The sequence below is a fragment of the Pseudomonas sp. Marseille-QA0332 genome, from assembly GCF_054950175.1.
Genome location: NZ_CM143106.1, coordinates 3,796,325 through 3,813,809, shown reverse-complemented (window position 1 = coordinate 3,813,809; position 17,485 = coordinate 3,796,325). Strand labels below are relative to the sequence as shown.

The window sequence follows — 17,485 nt, the reverse complement described above, 5'->3', positions numbered from 1 at the left end:
GCGATCCCCGCGTCTACGACCAACCGCGCAGGCCAGACGATCACGACCGCCCAGCTTTCCCTCTATATTCAGGCCATTTGCCGAGCAGTGTACCACCGAGCTCCGGTAACCGGTCAGCCGAGCGCGTCAGGCGCTTGCCCGGCGCCCCTGTGAAGTTCAGACCAGCCCGAGCTGTGCCCAGATCCGCCGGACTTCGCGACGCTCGTCGGCGAACTGCGCGGCATCGATGATGCCGGCCTGTTTCTGCAAGGCCTGGCGATGCGAGGCCGAGCGGAACGCCTTGTACACCTCGCGCAGCAGCACGGCATCGCTGGCCGGCATCAGGCCAGCGTGCTCGAGCTCCTCGAGAATGCGAATGTTGTCGGTCCAGCGCAGCAGGGTTGGATGCATGTGGGACCAGGCCAGGGCGGCGTACTGGACCATGAACTCGATATCGACGATTCCGCCAGCGTCCTGCTTGATGTCGAAAGGCATGCCCGGCTCGAAGGCGTTGCCAGCCGTCCCGGCAGCCGTGAGCCGGGTGCCCAGGTTGTCGCGCATCTTGCCGCGCATCTCGCTCACTTCGGCGCGCAGCTTGTCCAGCTCGCGCGCCTGGCCAAGCACCTGGGCGCGTACCTGCTCGAAGGCCGTGGCCACCTGTTTGCAGCCTACCAGCACGCGCGCCCGGACCAGGGCCTGGTGCTCCCAGGTCCAGGCTTCGTTGCGCTGGTAGCGCTCGAAGGCGCCAAGCGAGCTGACCAACAGGCCGGAAGCGCCGGACGGCCGCAGGCGCATGTCCACGTCGTACAGTTGCCCAGAGGCGGTCTGGGTGGTCAGCAGGTGGATGATGCGCTGGCCCAGCCGGGTGAAGAACTGCGCACCGTCGATCGGCTTGGCGCCGTCGGTCTCGGCGTTTGGATCGGCATCGTGGATGAACACCAGGTCCAGGTCCGAACCGTGCCCCAGTTCGAGGCCACCCACCTTGCCATAGCCGACGATGATGAAGCCGGGATCGCACAGGCTGCCATCACTGCGCCTGGGCTGGCCATGCCGGGCAACCGTCTGGCGCCAGGCCAGGGCCAGCACCTGATCGAGGATCGCCTCGGCGAGCCAGGTCAGGTAGTCGCTGACCTTCATCAACGGCAGGTGACCGGTGATCTCGGACGCGGCCACCCGCAGGTTGTGCGCCAGCTTGAAGTGGCGCAAGGCTTCCATCTGCTGTTCCAGGTCGTCCTCGGGAATCCGCGTCAGCCGCTCGCGCAGCTCCGAGGCCAGCTCCGGCGCCAGCGGCGGGCTGAACAGCCGCCCTTCGTTGAGCAGTTCGTCGAGCAGCAACGGGAAACGCGCGATCTGCTCGGCGATCCACGGGCTGGCCGCGCATAACGTGAGCAGCCGGCGCAGGGCGCCAGGGTTCTCCGTCAGCAGGACCAAGTAGGCCGAGCGCCGGGCCACGGCCTCGACCAGCGGCAGCACGCGCTCGAGCACCAGGTCCGGACTGTCATGCTCGACCGCCTGGGCCAGCAGCCGTGGAATGAACGCGTCCAACCGCTCGCGCCCGATACGCTGCATCGAGCGCAGCGACGGGCTGGCCCGCAGCCCGGCCAGCCGCCGCAAGGCTTCGCCGGGCTGGCCGAAACCGGCTTCCTGCAGCTGCCGACAGGCGGCTTCTTCGTCCTGGGCCTGCTCCCACAGCGGCGACCATTCACCGCCGACCATCAGTTCGCCCTCACTCTCGCTCTCGTCAGGATCGGCTATGACCTGCCGGAAATGCCAGTCGATCCGCCCGCGCCAGTGCATGAGCTGGTCGTGGAAAGCCTGCCAGTCGGCGAAGCCCAGCATGTAGGCCACGCGGGCGCGATCGAGCTCGTCGTCGGGCAGCATCTGGGTCTGGCGGTCGGCGATCGCCTGGATCGCATGCTCGGTATACCGCAGGAACTGGTAGCCTTCGCGCAGCTCCGCTACCGCGGCGCCTGGCAGGTAGCCCTGGTCTTCGAGCGTGGCCAGGACCTCGAGCAGCGGTCGTTGCTGCAGGCTCAGGTCGCGCCCACCATGAATCAGCTGGAAAGCCTGGGCGATGAACTCGACCTCGCGGATGCCGCCGGCGCCCAGCTTGATGTTGTCGGCCATGCCTTTGCGCCGCACTTCCTGCTGGATCAGCTGCTTCATGGTGCGCAGCGCCTCGATCGCGGAAAAATCCAGGTAGCGCCGGTAGACGAACGGCCGCAGCATGTCCTGCAACTGGGCGCCGGCGATCTGGTCCCCGGCCACCACGCGCGCCTTGATCATGGCATAGCGCTCCCAGTCGCGTCCCTGGTCCTGGTAATACTGCTCCAGGGCGCTGAAGCTCAGCACCAGGGCGCCGGCCGAGCCGTAGGGCCGCAGGCGCATGTCGACCCGGAACACGAAGCCATCGACGGTCACCGGGTCCAGTGCCTTGATCAACCGCTGCCCCAGCCGCGTGAAGAATTCCTGGTTGTCCAGCGAACGCTTGACCCCTTCGGTCTCGCCCCCTTCGGGGAAGGCGAAGATCAGGTCGATGTCCGAGGACAGGTTGAGTTCGATCGCGCCGAGCTTGCCCATGCCCAGCACCACCATGTGCTGGGGTTCGCCGCTGCGCCGCCCGATCGGCGTGCCGAACTGCTGGCAATGACGCGGATACAGCCACTGGTAGGCCTGGTCGATGCAGGCATCGGCAAGATCGGACAGATCACGGCAGGTTTCACCCAGCGCCGCCTGTCGGGTAATGTCGCGCCAGATGATCCGTATCTGCTGCCGGTTGCGCTCGCGCCGCAGGTTGCGTGCCAGCTCATCCTCGTTCTGCGCGGCCTGGGCCGCCGCGGCCACCCGCGCGCGCAGCTCGCCGGCCAGCAGTGCGCGCTCCATCTCGCCACTGGCCAGCAGTTGCGTCAGCAGGCCCGGCTCGCGCAAGGCCTGGTCGAGGACGAAATCACTGGCGGCGGCAACCTGATCGAACTGATCTCGCTGTGCGCGGCTCCAATCGGGTAGATCGGGATGAGCGCCCAATGCATCGGCCAACGATCGCGCATTGCGAGCGACCAGCGGTTGCAAGGCAGCGGGCGGTTCAGGCGGCAAAGGCAGGCGCATGGGCTATCCTAGATCGACGTTGGAAGGGGGCAGGAATGCGGTCGAGGGGAAGCCGGACCACGGTTGGACTGTCATACAAAAGTTTGAAATGGCTGGAAATACGAAAATATTGGCACGATTCATCGAATTAAACTGTACACCAAGCTGTTTTCAACCGACGGTATCGTTTCTCCCCACAACCCGCCAACCGGCCATGAGCCGTCTCAATGTAGTTTTACTACTGCCCTTTCAGCGCAAAAGCATGAAATGCCAAGACATTTGTAGTAAAACTACACGGCGCCGGATGACTGTCCGGTAATCCAAGAATTCACGACGTCTGCCCAAAAGGCCAGTCGCAAACTCAGGCAATCGATTCTGGTTGCCTTTCCGCCCTGGAGCAAGCCATGCAAGACCTCGATCCCGTCGAAACCCAGGAATGGCTGGACGCCTTGGAGTCGGTCATCGACAAGGAAGGCGAAGACCGCGCTCACTATCTGATGACCCGCATGGGCGAGCTGGCCACCCGTAGTGGCTCTCAGCTGCCGTATGCGATCACCACGCCATACCGCAACACCATCCCTGTCACCCACGAAGCGCGCATGCCTGGCGACCTGTTCATGGAACGCCGCATCCGTTCGATGGTGCGTTGGAACGCCCTGGCCATGGTCATGCGCACCAACCTGAAGGATTCGGACCTGGGTGGCCACATCTCGAGCTTCGCCTCCAGCGCGACGCTGTACGACATCGGTTTCAACTACTTCTTCCAGGCGCCCACCGAAGAGCATGGCGGCGACCTGATCTTCTTCCAGGGCCATGCCTCGCCCGGCATCTACGCCCGCGCCTTCCTCGAAGGCCGCATCAGCGAAGACCAGATGAACAACTTCCGCCAGGAAGTGGACGGCAACGGCCTGTCCTCCTACCCGCACCCCTGGCTGATGCCCGATTTCTGGCAGTTCCCGACCGTGTCCATGGGCCTGGGCCCGATCCAGGCGATCTACCAGGCGCGCTTCATGAAATACCTGGAAGCGCGCGGCTTCATCCCGGCCGGCAAGCAGAAGGTCTGGTGCTTCATGGGCGACGGCGAGTGCGACGAGCCGGAATCGCTCGGCGCCATCGCCCTGGCCGGCCGCGAGAAGCTGGACAACCTGATCTTCGTGATCAACTGCAACCTGCAGCGCCTGGATGGCCCGGTGCGCGGCAACGGCAAGATCATCCAGGAACTCGAAGGCGTGTTCCGTGGTGGTGGCTGGAACGTCAACAAGGTGGTCTGGGGCCGCTTCTGGGACCCGCTGTTCGCCAAGGACACCAACGGCGCCCTGCAGCGGCGCATGGACGAAGTCATCGACGGCGAGTACCAGAACTACAAGGCCAAGGACGGCGCGTTCGTCCGTGAGCACTTCTTCAACACGCCCGAACTCAAGGCCATGGTCCAAGACCTGTCCGACGAGGAAGTGTGGAAGCTCAACCGTGGCGGCCATGACCCATACAAGGTCTATGCGGCCTATCATCAGGCGGTCAACCACAAGGACCAGCCGACCGTCATCCTGGCCAAGACCATCAAGGGTTACGGCACCGGTGCCGGCGAAGCCAAGAACACCGCGCACAACACCAAGAAGGTCGACGTCGACAGCCTGCGCAAATTCCGCGACCGCTTCGACATCCCGGTCAAGGATGCCGACCTGGAGAACCTGCCGTTCTTCCGCCCCGAGCCCGACAGCGCCGAAGCCAAGTACCTGGCCAAGCGTCGCGAGGCGCTGGGTGGCTTCGTGCCGCAGCGCCGGGCCAAGAGCTTCAGCATCCCGACCCCGCCGCTCGAAACCCTCAAGGCCATCCTCGACGGTTCGGGCGACCGTGAAATCTCCACCACCATGGCCTTCGTGCGCATCCTGGCGCAGCTGGTCAAGGACAAGGACATCGGCCAGCGCATCGTGCCGATCATTCCTGACGAAGCGCGCACCTTCGGCATGGAAGGCATGTTCCGCCAGCTGGGCATCTACTCGTCCGTAGGCCAACTGTACGATCCGGTCGACAAGGACCAGGTCATGTTCTACCGCGAGGACAAGAAAGGCCAGATCCTCGAGGAAGGCATCAACGAGGCTGGCGCCATGTCGTCGTTCATCGCCGCCGGCACCTCGTACAGCAACCACAACCAGCCGATGCTGCCGTTCTACATCTTCTACTCGATGTTCGGCTTCCAGCGTATCGGCGACCTGGCCTGGGCTGCCGGCGACAGCCGTACCCGGGGCTTCCTGATCGGCGGCACCGCTGGCCGTACCACCCTCAACGGCGAAGGCTTGCAGCACGAGGACGGTCACAGCCACATGCTGGCAGGCACCATCCCGAACTGCCGCACCTATGATCCGACCTACGGCTACGAGCTGGCGGTGATCATCCAGGACGGCATGAAGAAGATGACCGAAGAGCAGCAGGACATCTTCTATTACATCACCGTGATGAACGAGGCCTACCAGCAGCCAGCCATGCCGGCCGGCGTCGAGCAAGGCATCGTGAAGGGCATGTATCTGCTCGAGGAAGACACCCACGAAGCGGCGCACCATGTGCAGCTGCTGGGTTCGGGCACGATCCTGCGCGAAGTCCGCGAAGCGGCGAAGATCCTGCGCGAAGAGTTCAACATCGGCGCCGATGTCTGGAGCGTCACCAGCTTCAACGAGCTGCGTCGCGACGGCCTGGCCGTGGAACGCCGCAACCGCCTCAAGCCAGGCCAGAAGCCACAGCAGACCTATGTCGAGCAGTGCCTGGGCGGGCGCAAGGGCCCGGTCATCGCCTCCACCGATTACATGAAGCTGTTCGCCGAGCAGATCCGCCAGTGGGTGCCGACCAAGGAGTTCAAGGTGCTGGGCACCGACGGCTTCGGTCGCAGCGACAGCCGCAAGAAACTGCGTCACTTCTTCGAAGTCGATCGTCACTTCGTGGTGCTTGCAGCCCTGGAAGCCTTGGCCGACCGTGGCGAAATCGAACCGAAGGTGGTGGCCGACGCCATCGTCAAGTTCGGCATCGACCCGGACAAGCGCAACCCACTGGACTGCTGAGGAGTATTTTTAAGTGAGCGAACTCATTCGCGTACCTGACATCGGCAGCGGTGAAGGTGAAGTCATCGAGCTGTTCGTCAAGGTCGGCGACCGCATCGAGGCCGACCAGAGCCTGCTGACCCTGGAATCCGACAAGGCTTCCATGGAAATTCCGGCGCCCAAGGCCGGCGTGGTCAAATCGCTGAAGGTCAAACTGGGCGACACCCTCAAGGAAGGCGACGAACTGCTGGAACTGGAAGTCGAGGGCGCCACCGCGGCGCCCGAGGCCGCGGCCCAGCAAGACAAGCCCGCCGCCGCCCCGGCCGCCGAGGACAAACCGGCAGCCGCCCCCACGCCCGCCGAGGCCACCCCGGCACCGGCCGCCTCCGCCAGCGTGCAGGATATCCACGTGCCGGACATCGGTTCGTCGGGCAAGGCCAAGATCATCGAAGTGCTGGTCAAGGCTGGCGACAGCGTCGAGGCCGACCAGTCGCTGATCACCCTGGAGTCCGACAAGGCATCCATGGAGATTCCTTCCCCGGCCGCAGGCGTGGTCGAGGAAGTGATCGCCAAGCTCGACGACGAAGTCGGCACCGGGGACCTGATCCTCAAGCTCAAGGTCGCGGGAGCTGCCGCGCCGGCACCGGCACCGGCCAAGTCCGAGGCGGCTCCAGCTGCGGCCGCCGCCGCGCCTGAAAAGGCTGCCACGCCTGCCCCGGCGCCCGAGAAACCGGCCGAAGCAGCCGCCAGCGCACCGGCACCCGCCGGCAACGCCAAGGTCCATGCCGGCCCGGCCGTGCGCCAGCTGGCCCGCGAGTTCGGTGTCGACCTGGGCGCCGTGACGGCCTCCGGGCCGCACGGCCGTATCCTCAAGGAAGACGTGCAGGCGTACGTCAAGGCCATGATGCAGAAGGCCAAGGAAGCGCCAGCGGCAGCCGCCGGCGCGACCGGTGGCGCCGGCATCCCGCCGATTCCGGCAGTCGACTTCAGCCGCTTCGGCGAAGTCGAGGAAGTCGCCCTGACCCGCCTGATGCAGGTTGGCGCCACCAACCTGCACCGCAGCTGGCTGAACGTGCCGCACGTGACCCAGTTCGACTCGGCCGACATCACCGAGCTGGAAGCCTTCCGCGTCGCGCAGAAGGCAGTGGCCGAAAAGGCTGGCGTCAAGCTGACCGTGCTGCCCTTGCTGCTCAAGGCTTGTGCCCACCTGCTCAAGGAGCTGCCGGACTTCAACAGTTCGCTGGCGCCCAGCGGCAAGGCGATCATCCGCAAGAAGTACGTGCACATCGGCTTCGCCGTGGACACGCCGGATGGCCTGCTGGTGCCGGTGATCAAGAACGTCGACCAGAAGAGCCTGCTGCAGCTGGCTGGCGAAGCCGCGGCGCTGGCCGAGAAGGCCCGTACCAAGAAACTGGCCGCCGACGACATGCAGGGCGCCTGCTTCACCATCTCCAGCCTCGGCCACATTGGCGGCACCGGCTTCACGCCGATCGTCAACGCGCCGGAAGTGGCGATCCTAGGCGTGTCCAAGGCGGCCATGGCGCCGGTCTGGGATGGCAAGGCCTTCCAGCCCAGGCTGATGCTGCCGCTGTCGCTGTCGTACGATCACCGCGTGATCAACGGCGCCGCCGCCGCGCGCTTCACCAAGCGCCTGGGCGATCTGCTGGCGGACATCCGCACGCTGTTGCTGTAATGCCGTTCGCTGCCTCTCTCGTTGCGGGAGAGGCAGTCCTTCCTTTGCGAGCGACCAGGCTCGCGTCTTGACGACTTGCCTGGCGAGCCTGATCGCGCACTATTCTCTGGCCAATGAATATCTGGTTCAGGTGTCCGCCACGGCCGCTTGCCAGGCTCGGGCACTTGATGCAACCTTGCCAGAGGCGCGGCCGTCCAGGTCGCGCCACCCTCTTCAAGCGAGCCTTCGATGAAAAGCCAACCCGATGCCGCCAGCCGTATGGTGGCCGAGGTCGTCACGCAGCTTCCCGTGCCTTCGCGGCTCGGGATGCTGCGTTTCGAGCGGCTCAACGAGGCGAGCTGGGCCCTGCTCTACCTCGACCCGGCCTGCGAGCGGCAGTTCGGCCAGCCCGCCGCCGAATTGTGCGCGCTGGTCGGGTCGCCCTTCGCCAGCCTGATGGAGCCGGAGGCGCGTTACCGGCTGCATGACGAGATCCAGCTGCAGCTGGCCCATCGACCTTACTACCGAGTGCGCTACGCCTTGCACGTCGGCGCGGCGCCCATGCGCGTGCTGGAGGTTGGCGAGGCCTACAGGCAGCACGCCCGGCAACTGCTGCGTGGCTACCTGATGGTCCTCGACGACCAGCCGGGCGAGGCCCCGGAACCGGACGCCAGCGACCTGGAAACCCGCAACAATCGCCTGCAGCTCGCCTTGCAGATGAACCAGAACGTGCAGCAGGAGCAGCTCGAGCACCTGGAGCGGATGCGCGCGCAGCAGGACCTCATCCTGCGCCTGGTTCGTCAGCGCTACAGCGCCAGCAATTCCCTCAGCGAGGCCGCCGAGCTGATCACTCGCAGCGCCTGCGAGATCTACCGGGTCGACTGTGCCAGCCTCTGGCATCTCCATGGCCAGCGCCTCGAGCCGATCTCGTCCTGGAGCCGGGACACCCAGCAGCATCGCCTGCCCGATCCGCTCGATGTCAGCCGCTTCCCCGACTACCTCGATGCACTGCACGACAGCCGTGCCATCGATGCGCACAATGCCAGTCATGACCCACGCACCCGCGATCTGGCCGACAGCCTCTTTACCTGCGAAAACACCGCCTTGCTCGACGCGGGCATCCGTGTCGACGGGCAAGTGGTGGGGGTGCTGTGCCTGGAGCAGACGGGCGTGCCGCGCGCCTGGCAATCCGACGAGATCGCTTTCGCCGGTGAGCTGGCCGATCAGTTCGCCCAGGTCATCACCAGTCACAACCGCCGTGCGGCAGCCAGTGCCCTGCATCTGTTCCAACGCGCGGTGGAACAGAGCGCCAGCGCCTTCCTGCTGGTCAACCGCGACGGTGTGGTGGAGTACGTCAACCCCAGCTTCACCGCCATCACCCAGTACAGCACCGAGGAAGTCCAGGGCCATCACCTGGCCGAACTGCCGGCGCTGGAAAACCTCAGCGAGCTGTTGTTCGACTCGCCTTCCAGCCTGGCCATGGGCAACAGCTGGCAAGGTGAATTCAAGAGCCGGCGCAAGAACCTCGAGCCGTACTGGGGGCAGCTGTCGATCTCCAAGGTCTACGGCGACAATCGCGAGCTGACCCACTATATCGGCGTCTACGAGGACATCACCCAGAGCAAGCTGGCCCAGCAGCGCATAGAGCGCCTGGCCTATACCGACAACCTCACCAACCTGGGCAACCGGCCGTCCTTCATCCGTAGCCTCGACGAGCGCTTCGCCCAGGACGGCGAGCGACCGATCTGCCTGCTGCTGGTCGATATCGACAACTTCAAGCGGATCAATGACAGCCTTGGCCACCAGACTGGCGACAAGCTGCTGGTCAGCCTGGCCCGGCGCCTGCGCAACAGCCTCGAGCCAGGCGGCATCCTGGCGCGCTTCGCCAGCAACGAGTTCGCCGTGCTGCTCGACGATACCGTGCTCGAGCATGGCCAACAGATCGCCCAGCAGCTGCTGCGCACGCTCGACAAGCCGATGTTCGTCGACAACCAGTTGATCAACGTCACCGCCTCGGTGGGCCTGGCCTGCGCCCCCCTGCATGGCCGTGACCCGCAAAGCCTGATGAAGAACGCCGGCCTGGCGCTGCACAAGGCCAAGGCCAACGGCAAGCACCAGGTCCAGGTATTCACCGAGGTGCTCAATGCCGAAGCCAGCTACAAGCTGTTCGTCGAGAACAACCTGCGCCGGGCGCTGACCCAGGACGAGCTCGAGGTGTTCTACCAGCCCAAGCTGTGCCTGCGCAGCGGTCGACTGCTTGGCCTCGAGGCGCTGCTGCGCTGGAATCACCCGGAGCGCGGCATGATCCGGCCAGACCAGTTCATCAGCGTGGCCGAGGAAACCGGGCTTATCATTCCCATCGGCAAGTGGGTGCTCCGCCAGTCCTGCGCCATGAGCAAGCAGCTCGGCGCAGCCGGCCTGGGCAACCTGCACGTGGCGATCAACCTGTCGCCCAAGCAGTTTTCCGACCCGGAACTGGTGACTTCGATCGGCACCATCCTTGCCGAGGAGGCACTCCCCCCCCACCTGCTGGAGCTGGAACTGACCGAAGGACTGCTGCTCGAAGCCACCGAGGATACCCGCCGCCAGCTCGAGGAGCTCAAGCAGTTGGGCCTTACCTTGGCGATGGACGATTTCGGCACCGGCTATTCATCCCTGAGCTACCTGAAGAAATTCCCGATCGACATCATCAAGATCGATCGCAGCTTCATCAGCGAAATCCCGGACAACCAGGACGACATGGAAATCACCTCGGCGGTGATCGCCATGGCGCACAACCTCAAGCTCAAGGTGGTCGCCGAAGGCATCGAGACGGCCGAGCAACTGGCCTTCCTGCGTCGCCATCGCTGCGACGTGGGCCAGGGCTATCTGTTCGACCGGCCGATCCCCGGACGCGAACTGATCGACAGGCTCAGGCGCTATCCACGCGGCCCGGCGACCTGACAGCAGCGCGACACTGGGGCACACTAGCGGTCTAATCCTATCGACCCGACTACAGAGGTACGGCCATGGTCCTGCGTTCGGAAATCCTGGTGAACAAAAACGTCCTGCCTACCGCGGAACAGGCCCTGCCTGGCCGCGAGACACCGATGGTCCTGCCTGAGAAGCACTTCGTGTTCGAAGACACGCCCCTGCTTGGCCCTTTCTTCCAGAACGTCGATTTCGCCATCTTCGGCCTGGGCTGCTTCTGGGGCGCCGAGCGTCGCTTCTGGCAGCGCGAAGGCGTAGTGAGCACAGTGGTCGGCTATGCCGGCGGCTTCACCCCCAACCCCACCTACGAAGAAGTCTGCTCGGGCCTGACCGGGCATGCCGAAGTCGTGCTGGTGGTCTTCGACAAGGACAAGGTCAGCTACCGTGAACTGCTGGCCATGTTCTGGGAGCTGCACAACCCGACCCAAGGCATGCGCCAAGGCAACGACGTCGGCACCCAGTACCGCTCGGTGATCTACTGCACCAGCCCCGAGCAGCTGGAGCAGGCCCAGGCCAGCAAGGCCGAGTACCAGGCAGAGCTGGACAAGGCCGGCTTCGGCCAGATCACCACCGAGATCGACCAGGCGCCGACAGTGTACTTCGCCGAGGCCTATCACCAGCAGTACCTGGCCAAGAACCCCAATGGCTACTGCGGTATCGGCGGCACCGGCATCTGCCTGCCGCCAAGCCTGCAAGGCAACTGAGGAACCGGGCATGACCTGCATGACGCTGTTCCATTCGCCCTTGTCGCCCTTCGTGCGCAAGGTCATGGTCGTGCTGTACGAGACCGGCCAACAGGACCGTGTCACCCTGCAGCCGGTCAATATCAGCCCCGTCCGTGGCGACGAGCGATTGAATCGAGACAACCCGATCGGCAAGATCCCGGCCTTGCGACTGGCTGACGGCACCGTGCTGCACGACAGCCGGGTGATCTGCGCATACCTGGATCTGCAACATGTAGGCAACCCATTGATTCCGCGCGAGGGCCTGGCGCGCTGACGGCGCCTGACCCTGGCGTCCCAGGCCGACGCGCTGACGGATGCGGCGGTCTCGACCCGTTACGAGACCTTCCTGCGCCCCGAAGACAAACGTTGGGCTGGCTGGGTCGAAGCACAGGGCGAGAAGATTCGTCGGGGTCTGGCCGATCTGGAGCGCGAGCACCTGGCGGAACTGGCGTCGGCCTTCGATATTGCCGCCATTGGTGGTGCCTGCGCGTTAGGCTACCTGGACCTGCGCCAACCCGATTTCGGTTGGCGCGAACGCCAGCCGGGGCTGGCGCAGTGGTATGCGCAGGTATCCGAACGCCCTTCGCTGGTGGCGACGGCGCCGGTTGTCTAGGCGGCCCAATGGCAGTTGGCAGCGCCCTGAGCAGGCGCCGGAAGCAGGCTGGAAGCCGTACGACCGGGCGTAGGCGGTCGCAGTGACGCGATGGGCGCGAAGCAGCCGCTGAGTCGCGCCGACAACCCGAACATTGCCCTTGCGTACCACCCAGCTAGGGCCCGCCTTGCAACGGGCAATCAAGGCGCCTTTGCGGCGGCGTTCTCAACAATCCGGCTTGTCCGCCGTATATCGCCGCGCCGGGTCCACCGCCGCCTTGAACTCGCGCAGCGCCTTGGCGCCGATCAGTAGCGGATAATTGAAGCTGCTGCGGTCGGTCAAGTTCACCTCGACCGTGCGCTTCACGTCCCCCAGGCACAGCTCCAGCTCGACCACCGGCCGCTTCGCCGCTTCGGCGGCCTCGCCTTCTTCGTCCTCGTCGGCCCGGCTCTTGATCTTGCTGATGCGTGCCAGCCTGTGCTCGTAGACCTTGCCATCGGCGTCCCGAGTGGCCAGCCGGAAACGAACCCAATCTTCACCCTCACGGGTGAAGCGCTCGATGTCCTTTGCCGACAGCGACGCGGTCAAGGCACCGGTATCCATCTTCGCCTTCAGCGTCTGGCCGATCTCCGGCAGGCCAATGTATTCGTAACGCCCATAAAGGGTCGGATCGGCAGCCATGACCGGTAGGGCCAGCAGTGACAACAGAGCGAACATTGCTTTCACGAGATACGCTTCCTTGAGACAAGACAGGGGTTGGACGTCAGCGGCAGCGGCAAGTTTTCGGGCGCACGCAGCAAGCTTGCCGGCAGCCGTTGCCAGCGAACGCAGGGCGAACGATGCCGAGCTTATCGATCACAATGTGAAACATTTGTTTCTACCGTCCGGCTCGGCCTATTTGGCGTGCCGCCGGGCGATGCTTATCATGGCCGATCGCTAACGTCCTACAACAAGAGTCCCCTATGCGTCGCCTGTTCACCGGCATCTTCGTCACTCTCCTGCTGTTGCTCAATACCCTCGTGCTGATCTGCCCGCTGCTGGTCTTCGCCCTGCTCAAGCTGGTCCTGCCGTCTCGCGGCCGGGACCTGGCCTCGCGCGCGGTCATGTGGGTCGCGCAAACCTGGGCCGCGATCGACCGGCTGATCTTCGCCTGGTGCATCCCGACGCGCTGGGACATCCGTGGCGTCGAGAAGCTGCGCCTGGATACTTCCTACCTGGCAGTCAGCAATCATCAAAGCTGGGTCGACATCCCCGCGCTGATGGAAAGCCTCAACCGACGCGTGCCGTTCTTCAAGTTCTTCCTGAAGAAGGAACTGATCTGGGTCCCCTTGCTCGGCCTGGCCTGGTGGGGTCTGGACTACCCCTTCATGAAACGCTACAGCAAGGCCTTTCTGGACAAACACCCGCATCTCAAGGGCAAGGACCTGGAAATCACCAAGGCCGCGTGCGAACTGTTCAAGCGCCAGCCGGTCACCGTGGTCAACTATCTCGAAGGCACGCGCTTCACCGAAACCAAGCGCAAGGTCCAGCAGTCGCCCTACCGCCACCTGCTCAAGCCAAAGGCCGGTGGCGTCGCCTTCGTGCTGGCCGCGTTGGGCGAACAGCTCGATGCCTTGCTCGATGTGACCATCGTCTATCCAGGCGATCGTGCGCCGGGGTTCTGGGATCTGCTCAGGGGTGCCATCCCCAAGGTGATCGTGGACATCCAGGTGCGTGAACTCGATCCGAGCCTGTGGGCCGGCGACTACGAGAGCGATCCGGTGTTTCGCCAGGCCGTGCAGGACTGGGTGAATGGCCTGTGGCAAGAGAAAGACCTGCGGATCGAGCGATTGCGCGCAGAGCTGTGTTGAGTCGTTGCCCGTCCAGAAGGCCAGGCGTCAGACGGCGCTCAAACCGATGGCCCGGCAGCCGGCGCGGACCACAAGGCCCCCAGGCTCTGCAGCAGCGAACCGGCAATGCCCTGCTGCGCCAGGTACTGCAGGAGCAGCGGTGCGAATTGGTCGATCATTGCCCCATCCATCTCCAGCGCCTTGAAGGCGCTGACCAGATCATCGAGGTCCCCGACATTGCCCAAGGCGTTGGCGAGGGGCAACCGTCGCTGGCTGTTCTGGCCGAGCAGCTCGTCCAACCCTCGTAGCCCACCGAAGGCGTTGACGGTGGCGAGCATGTCCAGTCCAGGGGCCGCCTCGATGAGCTGGTTGTACTGGGTCTCGTCCAGGTTGTTGCGTGCCATGCCAAGCATCGCACTCGCACCACCCAGCGCCTGTCCAGGCGTGACCTTGAGTTCGCTGCCAAGCACATTGAGCAATCGCGCCGAGGCCAGCGGTGTCTGGACCGAAGCTTCGTGGCCGCTCTGGTTCTGGATTGCCGAAGCAGTATTGATGGCATCGTCGAGAGTGAAGGCCAAGGTGGGGTCAGCAACCAGCACCATGAGGACTGTCAGGGTAGATACCTTCATAAGAATGATCTCTTGTGGTAAAGCAAGCTGTTCGACGACCAGTCATGGCGCTTGTTCCAGCTCTGCTCCGGTCAACGAATGTCTACGTGTGGCATGGCACGCCGCCAAGACCGAGGGAGTCACCCAGCATTTATGCCAGTTGATAGACACTCTACAAAGTCTCAACATGCCCTGACCACGTTTTCAAGAAATTATCCAACCCACCGGTGAGCCAATGAAAAAGATGCGCTTGGCCAGCACAGCTTATTTTTATCAAAGTTCCAAACTTTCCACGGTTTGCGAATGTACCAAGGCCCGATCGATTATGCGCGGCATTGGAATTCCTTTGGTCGAACATGCACCAGAACGTAGCGAGCCTGGCGATCTCTTATCGACCGATGGCAACGGCTCGATATTATCAGACGGAGATTTCGATAGACGCGTGTCGCGCCGCTACACCTGCTACGGCTATTTGCACGACGTGAAACGAAACTCTTCGGTGCTAGCCTTCAATGGTGAGCGCATGGATCCTCAATTGCTCTGGTATCTGCTCGGCAATGGCGTTCGTGTCTTCAATCCTTCATTGATGCGCTTCCACTCAGCCGATGAATCGAGTCCGTTCGGCAAAGGCGGGTCAAATGCATACATGTACTGCAATGGCGACCCGATCAACCACATAGACCCTTCAGGTAGATTTCGCATTCGCCGCCTGCCAGGTCATGTGTTTCGGCCCAAGTTCCCCAAGCAGGTGAACGCTATCATGAACCTTCAAAATCATCATGACCAGCGCCCATCTCCCCCCAGTTACTCAAGCGCTGTGGCAAACGCAGAGATGCCGCCCAGCTATTCCGACTCCCTGAAATTGTACCCAGGCGAGATGATCAAGCATTTGACCGTCCAAACGCCCAACTTGGATAAAAAGCTGGAGCGCGCAAGGGATCACTATAGCGGCTATATAGCCCAGCAGAAACTAAAAAAACAGCTCTATACAGCGGCCTTCACCAATGAACTTCGAAGCCAAACGAGGACCTCTTACGGGAGCGACATGTGGAAATATTACGAGCAAAGAATTGCAAAAGCCAGACGCTCCATAAGTCATTACGATCGAAAAATTTCGAACCTGGGGACCGAATTTGACCGCATCGAGGCAGCTATTACCCAGCTCAGAACCGTGACAGCCTGAGTCGAATAGAACTCTGCCCACAACCGCAACTGACATGATCGGACCGGCCAATCCTTCATGCTCAATCCGGTTGCCGGCAGTTCCGCAATGGCTCACGCAGCGGATTGGCAACTACAACCTGATGTAGCCATTATTCATGAAGCTATAATAGTCGCGTCCAGCCTGGCGTGCTTCTTCCCTGACAGCCTGAGAAAGGTTTTGAGCGCGGTAAACCTCGTAATACTTATGACCTTGTCCGCCTTCATAACCGTGCATTTGAGCAAATGTGCGCAGCTGGCCATAACGCTCGGCCCCAAGTGCCTGCCTTGCAACGTTCATGGGTAGATTCGCATAAATCATTTCAGGCGTATGGATTTGCATTTCTGCCAGGGGGCCTGCTGGTGTAGCGATCTTCGCATGTATGCCGCTGTAGCCAACGGGCGTGTTCTCTGCCTTGATTATGCTCAACGACACATTGTCAAGTCTTGATAAGCTATGCACTACTGCTTGAGTCTGATTGGACTCGACGACCAGCGTGTTCCGAGCGACGTCATTGATCTTTCGAGGATCACCGCCGAACGTTGTCATGATCTTTTCCGTCGCACGAGCTCGGGCTTTCAGAGGGGCCGTTATCAGATTTCCACCATGGTGGCTCGCTAAATCAGCGCCTAGATCATCGATATAAGCCTTTGCCGCAGGCGCCTTCTTATAGAGCGTGCTGATGCGGGATCTCGTCCGCCAGTTCCTCATCCCTGTGTCTATCCGGGGAGAGTAGATGATATGCCCGCTCGGATCGGTGAAATTGACCGGATCACCCGAGCAGTAGGCATAGGCATTGAGCCCACCCTTGCCGAACGGACTCCAGCCATCCGCGCTGTTGAATCGCATCAGAACGGTATTGAAAATCCGTACACCCTGCCCCAGCGCGTAGTGATGAGTGATCGGGTCGAGGCGTTCGCCGTTGAAGCCGAGTGCTGCCCCGCCTGGCTTGCGATAACCATATGGCGTATAAGCTAACGGTTGTGCAGATGCAGCTTCCACTTTACCGACTACCGATTGATGGTCGTCCGTAACCGACAAGCCGGCGGCCGATGCGACTCCATCTTTTTCGGCAAGCTGCAGCTCTCCCACACGCACAAAACTGCGCAAGTCCGTGCCTGCTCTTTCACCAGACAACCTGTTGCCTGTATAAAAATAGTGGGTCGCGCACGGCGACCCGCATGAAGCATCTTGCCGGGTCGATTTCGCTGAAGAGGATTCCTGTATATGCGTCATGGCAATGACTCCTAGAGAAACTCAACGCGATCGGACCATATCAAATACCTCATCACAACTGACAATACTGTCAGTCTGTCTTTGACCAACCTTCGACAACCTCGATCCCCGGCGCGTATCAATCACTGCAGCTCCAGCAGTTCTGTCAGTTGCTTGGTACTTGGCTAACCCAGATAGTGGTGACGCCGCCGCTCAAGCATGCATAGTGGCAGCAAATGGATCGAAGCCTTCCTGCATTTCCCTCTCGAGCCACTCGCACGTTTCAGCCTATACCTGGAGCCAAGACATGGACACCGCGTCAGACAGATCATTGTTCTTCTATCAACACGAAAAGCTCGTCACCGTCCGACAAAGCGACCAATACCGCGCGCTCCTTCGCCATGCAGAAATACCGCTCGCGGAACTGCATGTGAGCGACGCTGGCGAGACGGGTCCGCTCGCCACGCATGACAAGGACGCGGTACCGGCCGTGCAGCAAGGGGGCGAAAAGGACGCGCATGCCTTCCCAGCCCATGGTCACGACCCGAGCCTGGTCTTGCGTCGCTCGACGCTTGGTTAAC

General features: G+C 62.6%; 11 protein-coding genes and 1 pseudogene. 8 read left to right on the top strand and 4 right to left on the bottom strand.

What is annotated here, in order from left to right; all coding sequences use genetic code 11:
• Nucleotides 1–156: 156 nt before the first annotated feature.
• Nucleotides 157–3,084 carry a bifunctional [glutamate--ammonia ligase]-adenylyl-L-tyrosine phosphorylase/[glutamate--ammonia-ligase] adenylyltransferase gene (glnE, locus tag ACY8GK_RS17600; RefSeq protein ID WP_462401724.1) on the bottom strand — a complete coding sequence of 976 codons (2,928 nt, stop codon included), beginning with the start codon at nucleotides 3,082–3,084 and terminating at the stop codon, nucleotides 157–159.
• Between the two features lie 383 nt (nucleotides 3,085–3,467).
• Between glnE and aceE the strand changes: the two genes are divergently transcribed.
• From aceE to ACY8GK_RS17575, 5 genes and pseudogenes are all read left to right on the top strand, one after another.
• Nucleotides 3,468–6,113: a pyruvate dehydrogenase (acetyl-transferring), homodimeric type gene (aceE, locus tag ACY8GK_RS17595; protein WP_196179356.1), complete on the top strand. Its 2,646-nt coding sequence runs from the start codon at nucleotides 3,468–3,470 to the stop codon at nucleotides 6,111–6,113.
• Nucleotides 6,114–6,126: 13 nt separating this feature from the next.
• Nucleotides 6,127–7,785, top strand: coding sequence for a dihydrolipoyllysine-residue acetyltransferase (gene aceF / locus ACY8GK_RS17590; protein WP_196179358.1), 1,659 nt, complete (start codon nucleotides 6,127–6,129; stop codon nucleotides 7,783–7,785).
• A gap of 228 nt (nucleotides 7,786–8,013) precedes the next feature.
• Entirely contained in the window at nucleotides 8,014–10,707 is a 2,694-nt protein-coding gene (locus ACY8GK_RS17585) for a putative bifunctional diguanylate cyclase/phosphodiesterase (RefSeq protein WP_462401723.1), read from the top strand.
• A gap of 65 nt (nucleotides 10,708–10,772) precedes the next feature.
• Nucleotides 10,773–11,438 (top strand): peptide-methionine (S)-S-oxide reductase MsrA, encoded by a 666-nt coding sequence (gene msrA, locus ACY8GK_RS17580; RefSeq protein ID WP_196179363.1) that lies wholly within the window; start codon nucleotides 10,773–10,775, stop codon nucleotides 11,436–11,438.
• Nucleotides 11,439–11,448: 10 nt separating this feature from the next.
• A pseudogene (locus ACY8GK_RS17575) lies at nucleotides 11,449–12,072 on the top strand (glutathione S-transferase).
• Nucleotides 12,073–12,276: 204 nt separating this feature from the next.
• Here the strand turns inward: ACY8GK_RS17575 and rloA2 are convergent.
• Complete coding sequence (gene rloA2, locus ACY8GK_RS17570) at nucleotides 12,277–12,777, bottom strand: retropepsin-like aspartic peptidase RloA2 (protein WP_196179365.1); 501 nt, start codon at nucleotides 12,775–12,777, stop codon at nucleotides 12,277–12,279.
• Nucleotides 12,778–13,013: 236 nt separating this feature from the next.
• Between rloA2 and ACY8GK_RS17565 the strand changes: the two genes are divergently transcribed.
• The gene (locus ACY8GK_RS17565; RefSeq protein ID WP_462401722.1) at nucleotides 13,014–13,901 is read left to right on the top strand and encodes an acyltransferase; all 888 of its coding nucleotides are present in this window, start codon (nucleotides 13,014–13,016) and stop codon (nucleotides 13,899–13,901) included.
• Nucleotides 13,902–13,939: 38 nt separating this feature from the next.
• On the opposite strand, the gene ACY8GK_RS17560 is transcribed toward ACY8GK_RS17565, so the two are convergent.
• Complete coding sequence (locus ACY8GK_RS17560) at nucleotides 13,940–14,509, bottom strand: DUF2780 domain-containing protein (protein ID WP_462401721.1); 570 nt, start codon at nucleotides 14,507–14,509, stop codon at nucleotides 13,940–13,942.
• A gap of 214 nt (nucleotides 14,510–14,723) precedes the next feature.
• On the opposite strand from ACY8GK_RS17560, the gene ACY8GK_RS17555 reads away from it, so the two are divergent.
• Complete coding sequence (locus ACY8GK_RS17555; RefSeq protein ID WP_462401720.1) at nucleotides 14,724–15,671, top strand: RHS repeat-associated core domain-containing protein; 948 nt, start codon at nucleotides 14,724–14,726, stop codon at nucleotides 15,669–15,671.
• Between the two features lie 111 nt (nucleotides 15,672–15,782).
• On the opposite strand, the gene ACY8GK_RS17550 is transcribed toward ACY8GK_RS17555, so the two are convergent.
• On the bottom strand, nucleotides 15,783–16,925 hold the full coding sequence (locus tag ACY8GK_RS17550; protein ID WP_462401719.1) for an RHS repeat-associated core domain-containing protein: 1,143 nt from the start codon (nucleotides 16,923–16,925) through the stop codon (nucleotides 15,783–15,785).
• Between the two features lie 286 nt (nucleotides 16,926–17,211).
• On the opposite strand from ACY8GK_RS17550, the gene ACY8GK_RS17545 reads away from it, so the two are divergent.
• Entirely contained in the window at nucleotides 17,212–17,484 is a 273-nt protein-coding gene (locus ACY8GK_RS17545) for a hypothetical protein (RefSeq protein WP_462401718.1), read from the top strand.
• The last annotated feature ends 1 nt before the right edge of the window (nucleotide 17,485 follow it).

Excerpts from the sequence above, each read along its gene's own strand:
- ACY8GK_RS17565 (WP_462401722.1), top strand. The coding sequence starts at position 13,014 with ATGCGTCGCCTGTTCACCGGCATCTTCGTCACTCTCCTGCTGTTGCTC.
- glnE (WP_462401724.1), bottom strand. The coding sequence starts at position 3,084 with ATGCGCCTGCCTTTGCCGCCTGAACCGCCCGCTGCCTTGCAACCGCTG.
- ACY8GK_RS17585 (WP_462401723.1), top strand. The coding sequence starts at position 8,014 with ATGAAAAGCCAACCCGATGCCGCCAGCCGTATGGTGGCCGAGGTCGTC.
- ACY8GK_RS17545 (WP_462401718.1), top strand. The coding sequence starts at position 17,212 with ATGGACACCGCGTCAGACAGATCATTGTTCTTCTATCAACACGAAAAG.
- ACY8GK_RS17555 (WP_462401720.1), top strand. The coding sequence starts at position 14,724 with ATGAAAAAGATGCGCTTGGCCAGCACAGCTTATTTTTATCAAAGTTCC.
- ACY8GK_RS17550 (WP_462401719.1), bottom strand. The coding sequence starts at position 16,925 with ATGACGCATATACAGGAATCCTCTTCAGCGAAATCGACCCGGCAAGAT.
- aceE (WP_196179356.1), top strand. The coding sequence starts at position 3,468 with ATGCAAGACCTCGATCCCGTCGAAACCCAGGAATGGCTGGACGCCTTG.
- msrA (WP_196179363.1), top strand. The coding sequence starts at position 10,773 with ATGGTCCTGCGTTCGGAAATCCTGGTGAACAAAAACGTCCTGCCTACC.
- ACY8GK_RS17560 (WP_462401721.1), bottom strand. The coding sequence starts at position 14,509 with ATGAAGGTATCTACCCTGACAGTCCTCATGGTGCTGGTTGCTGACCCC.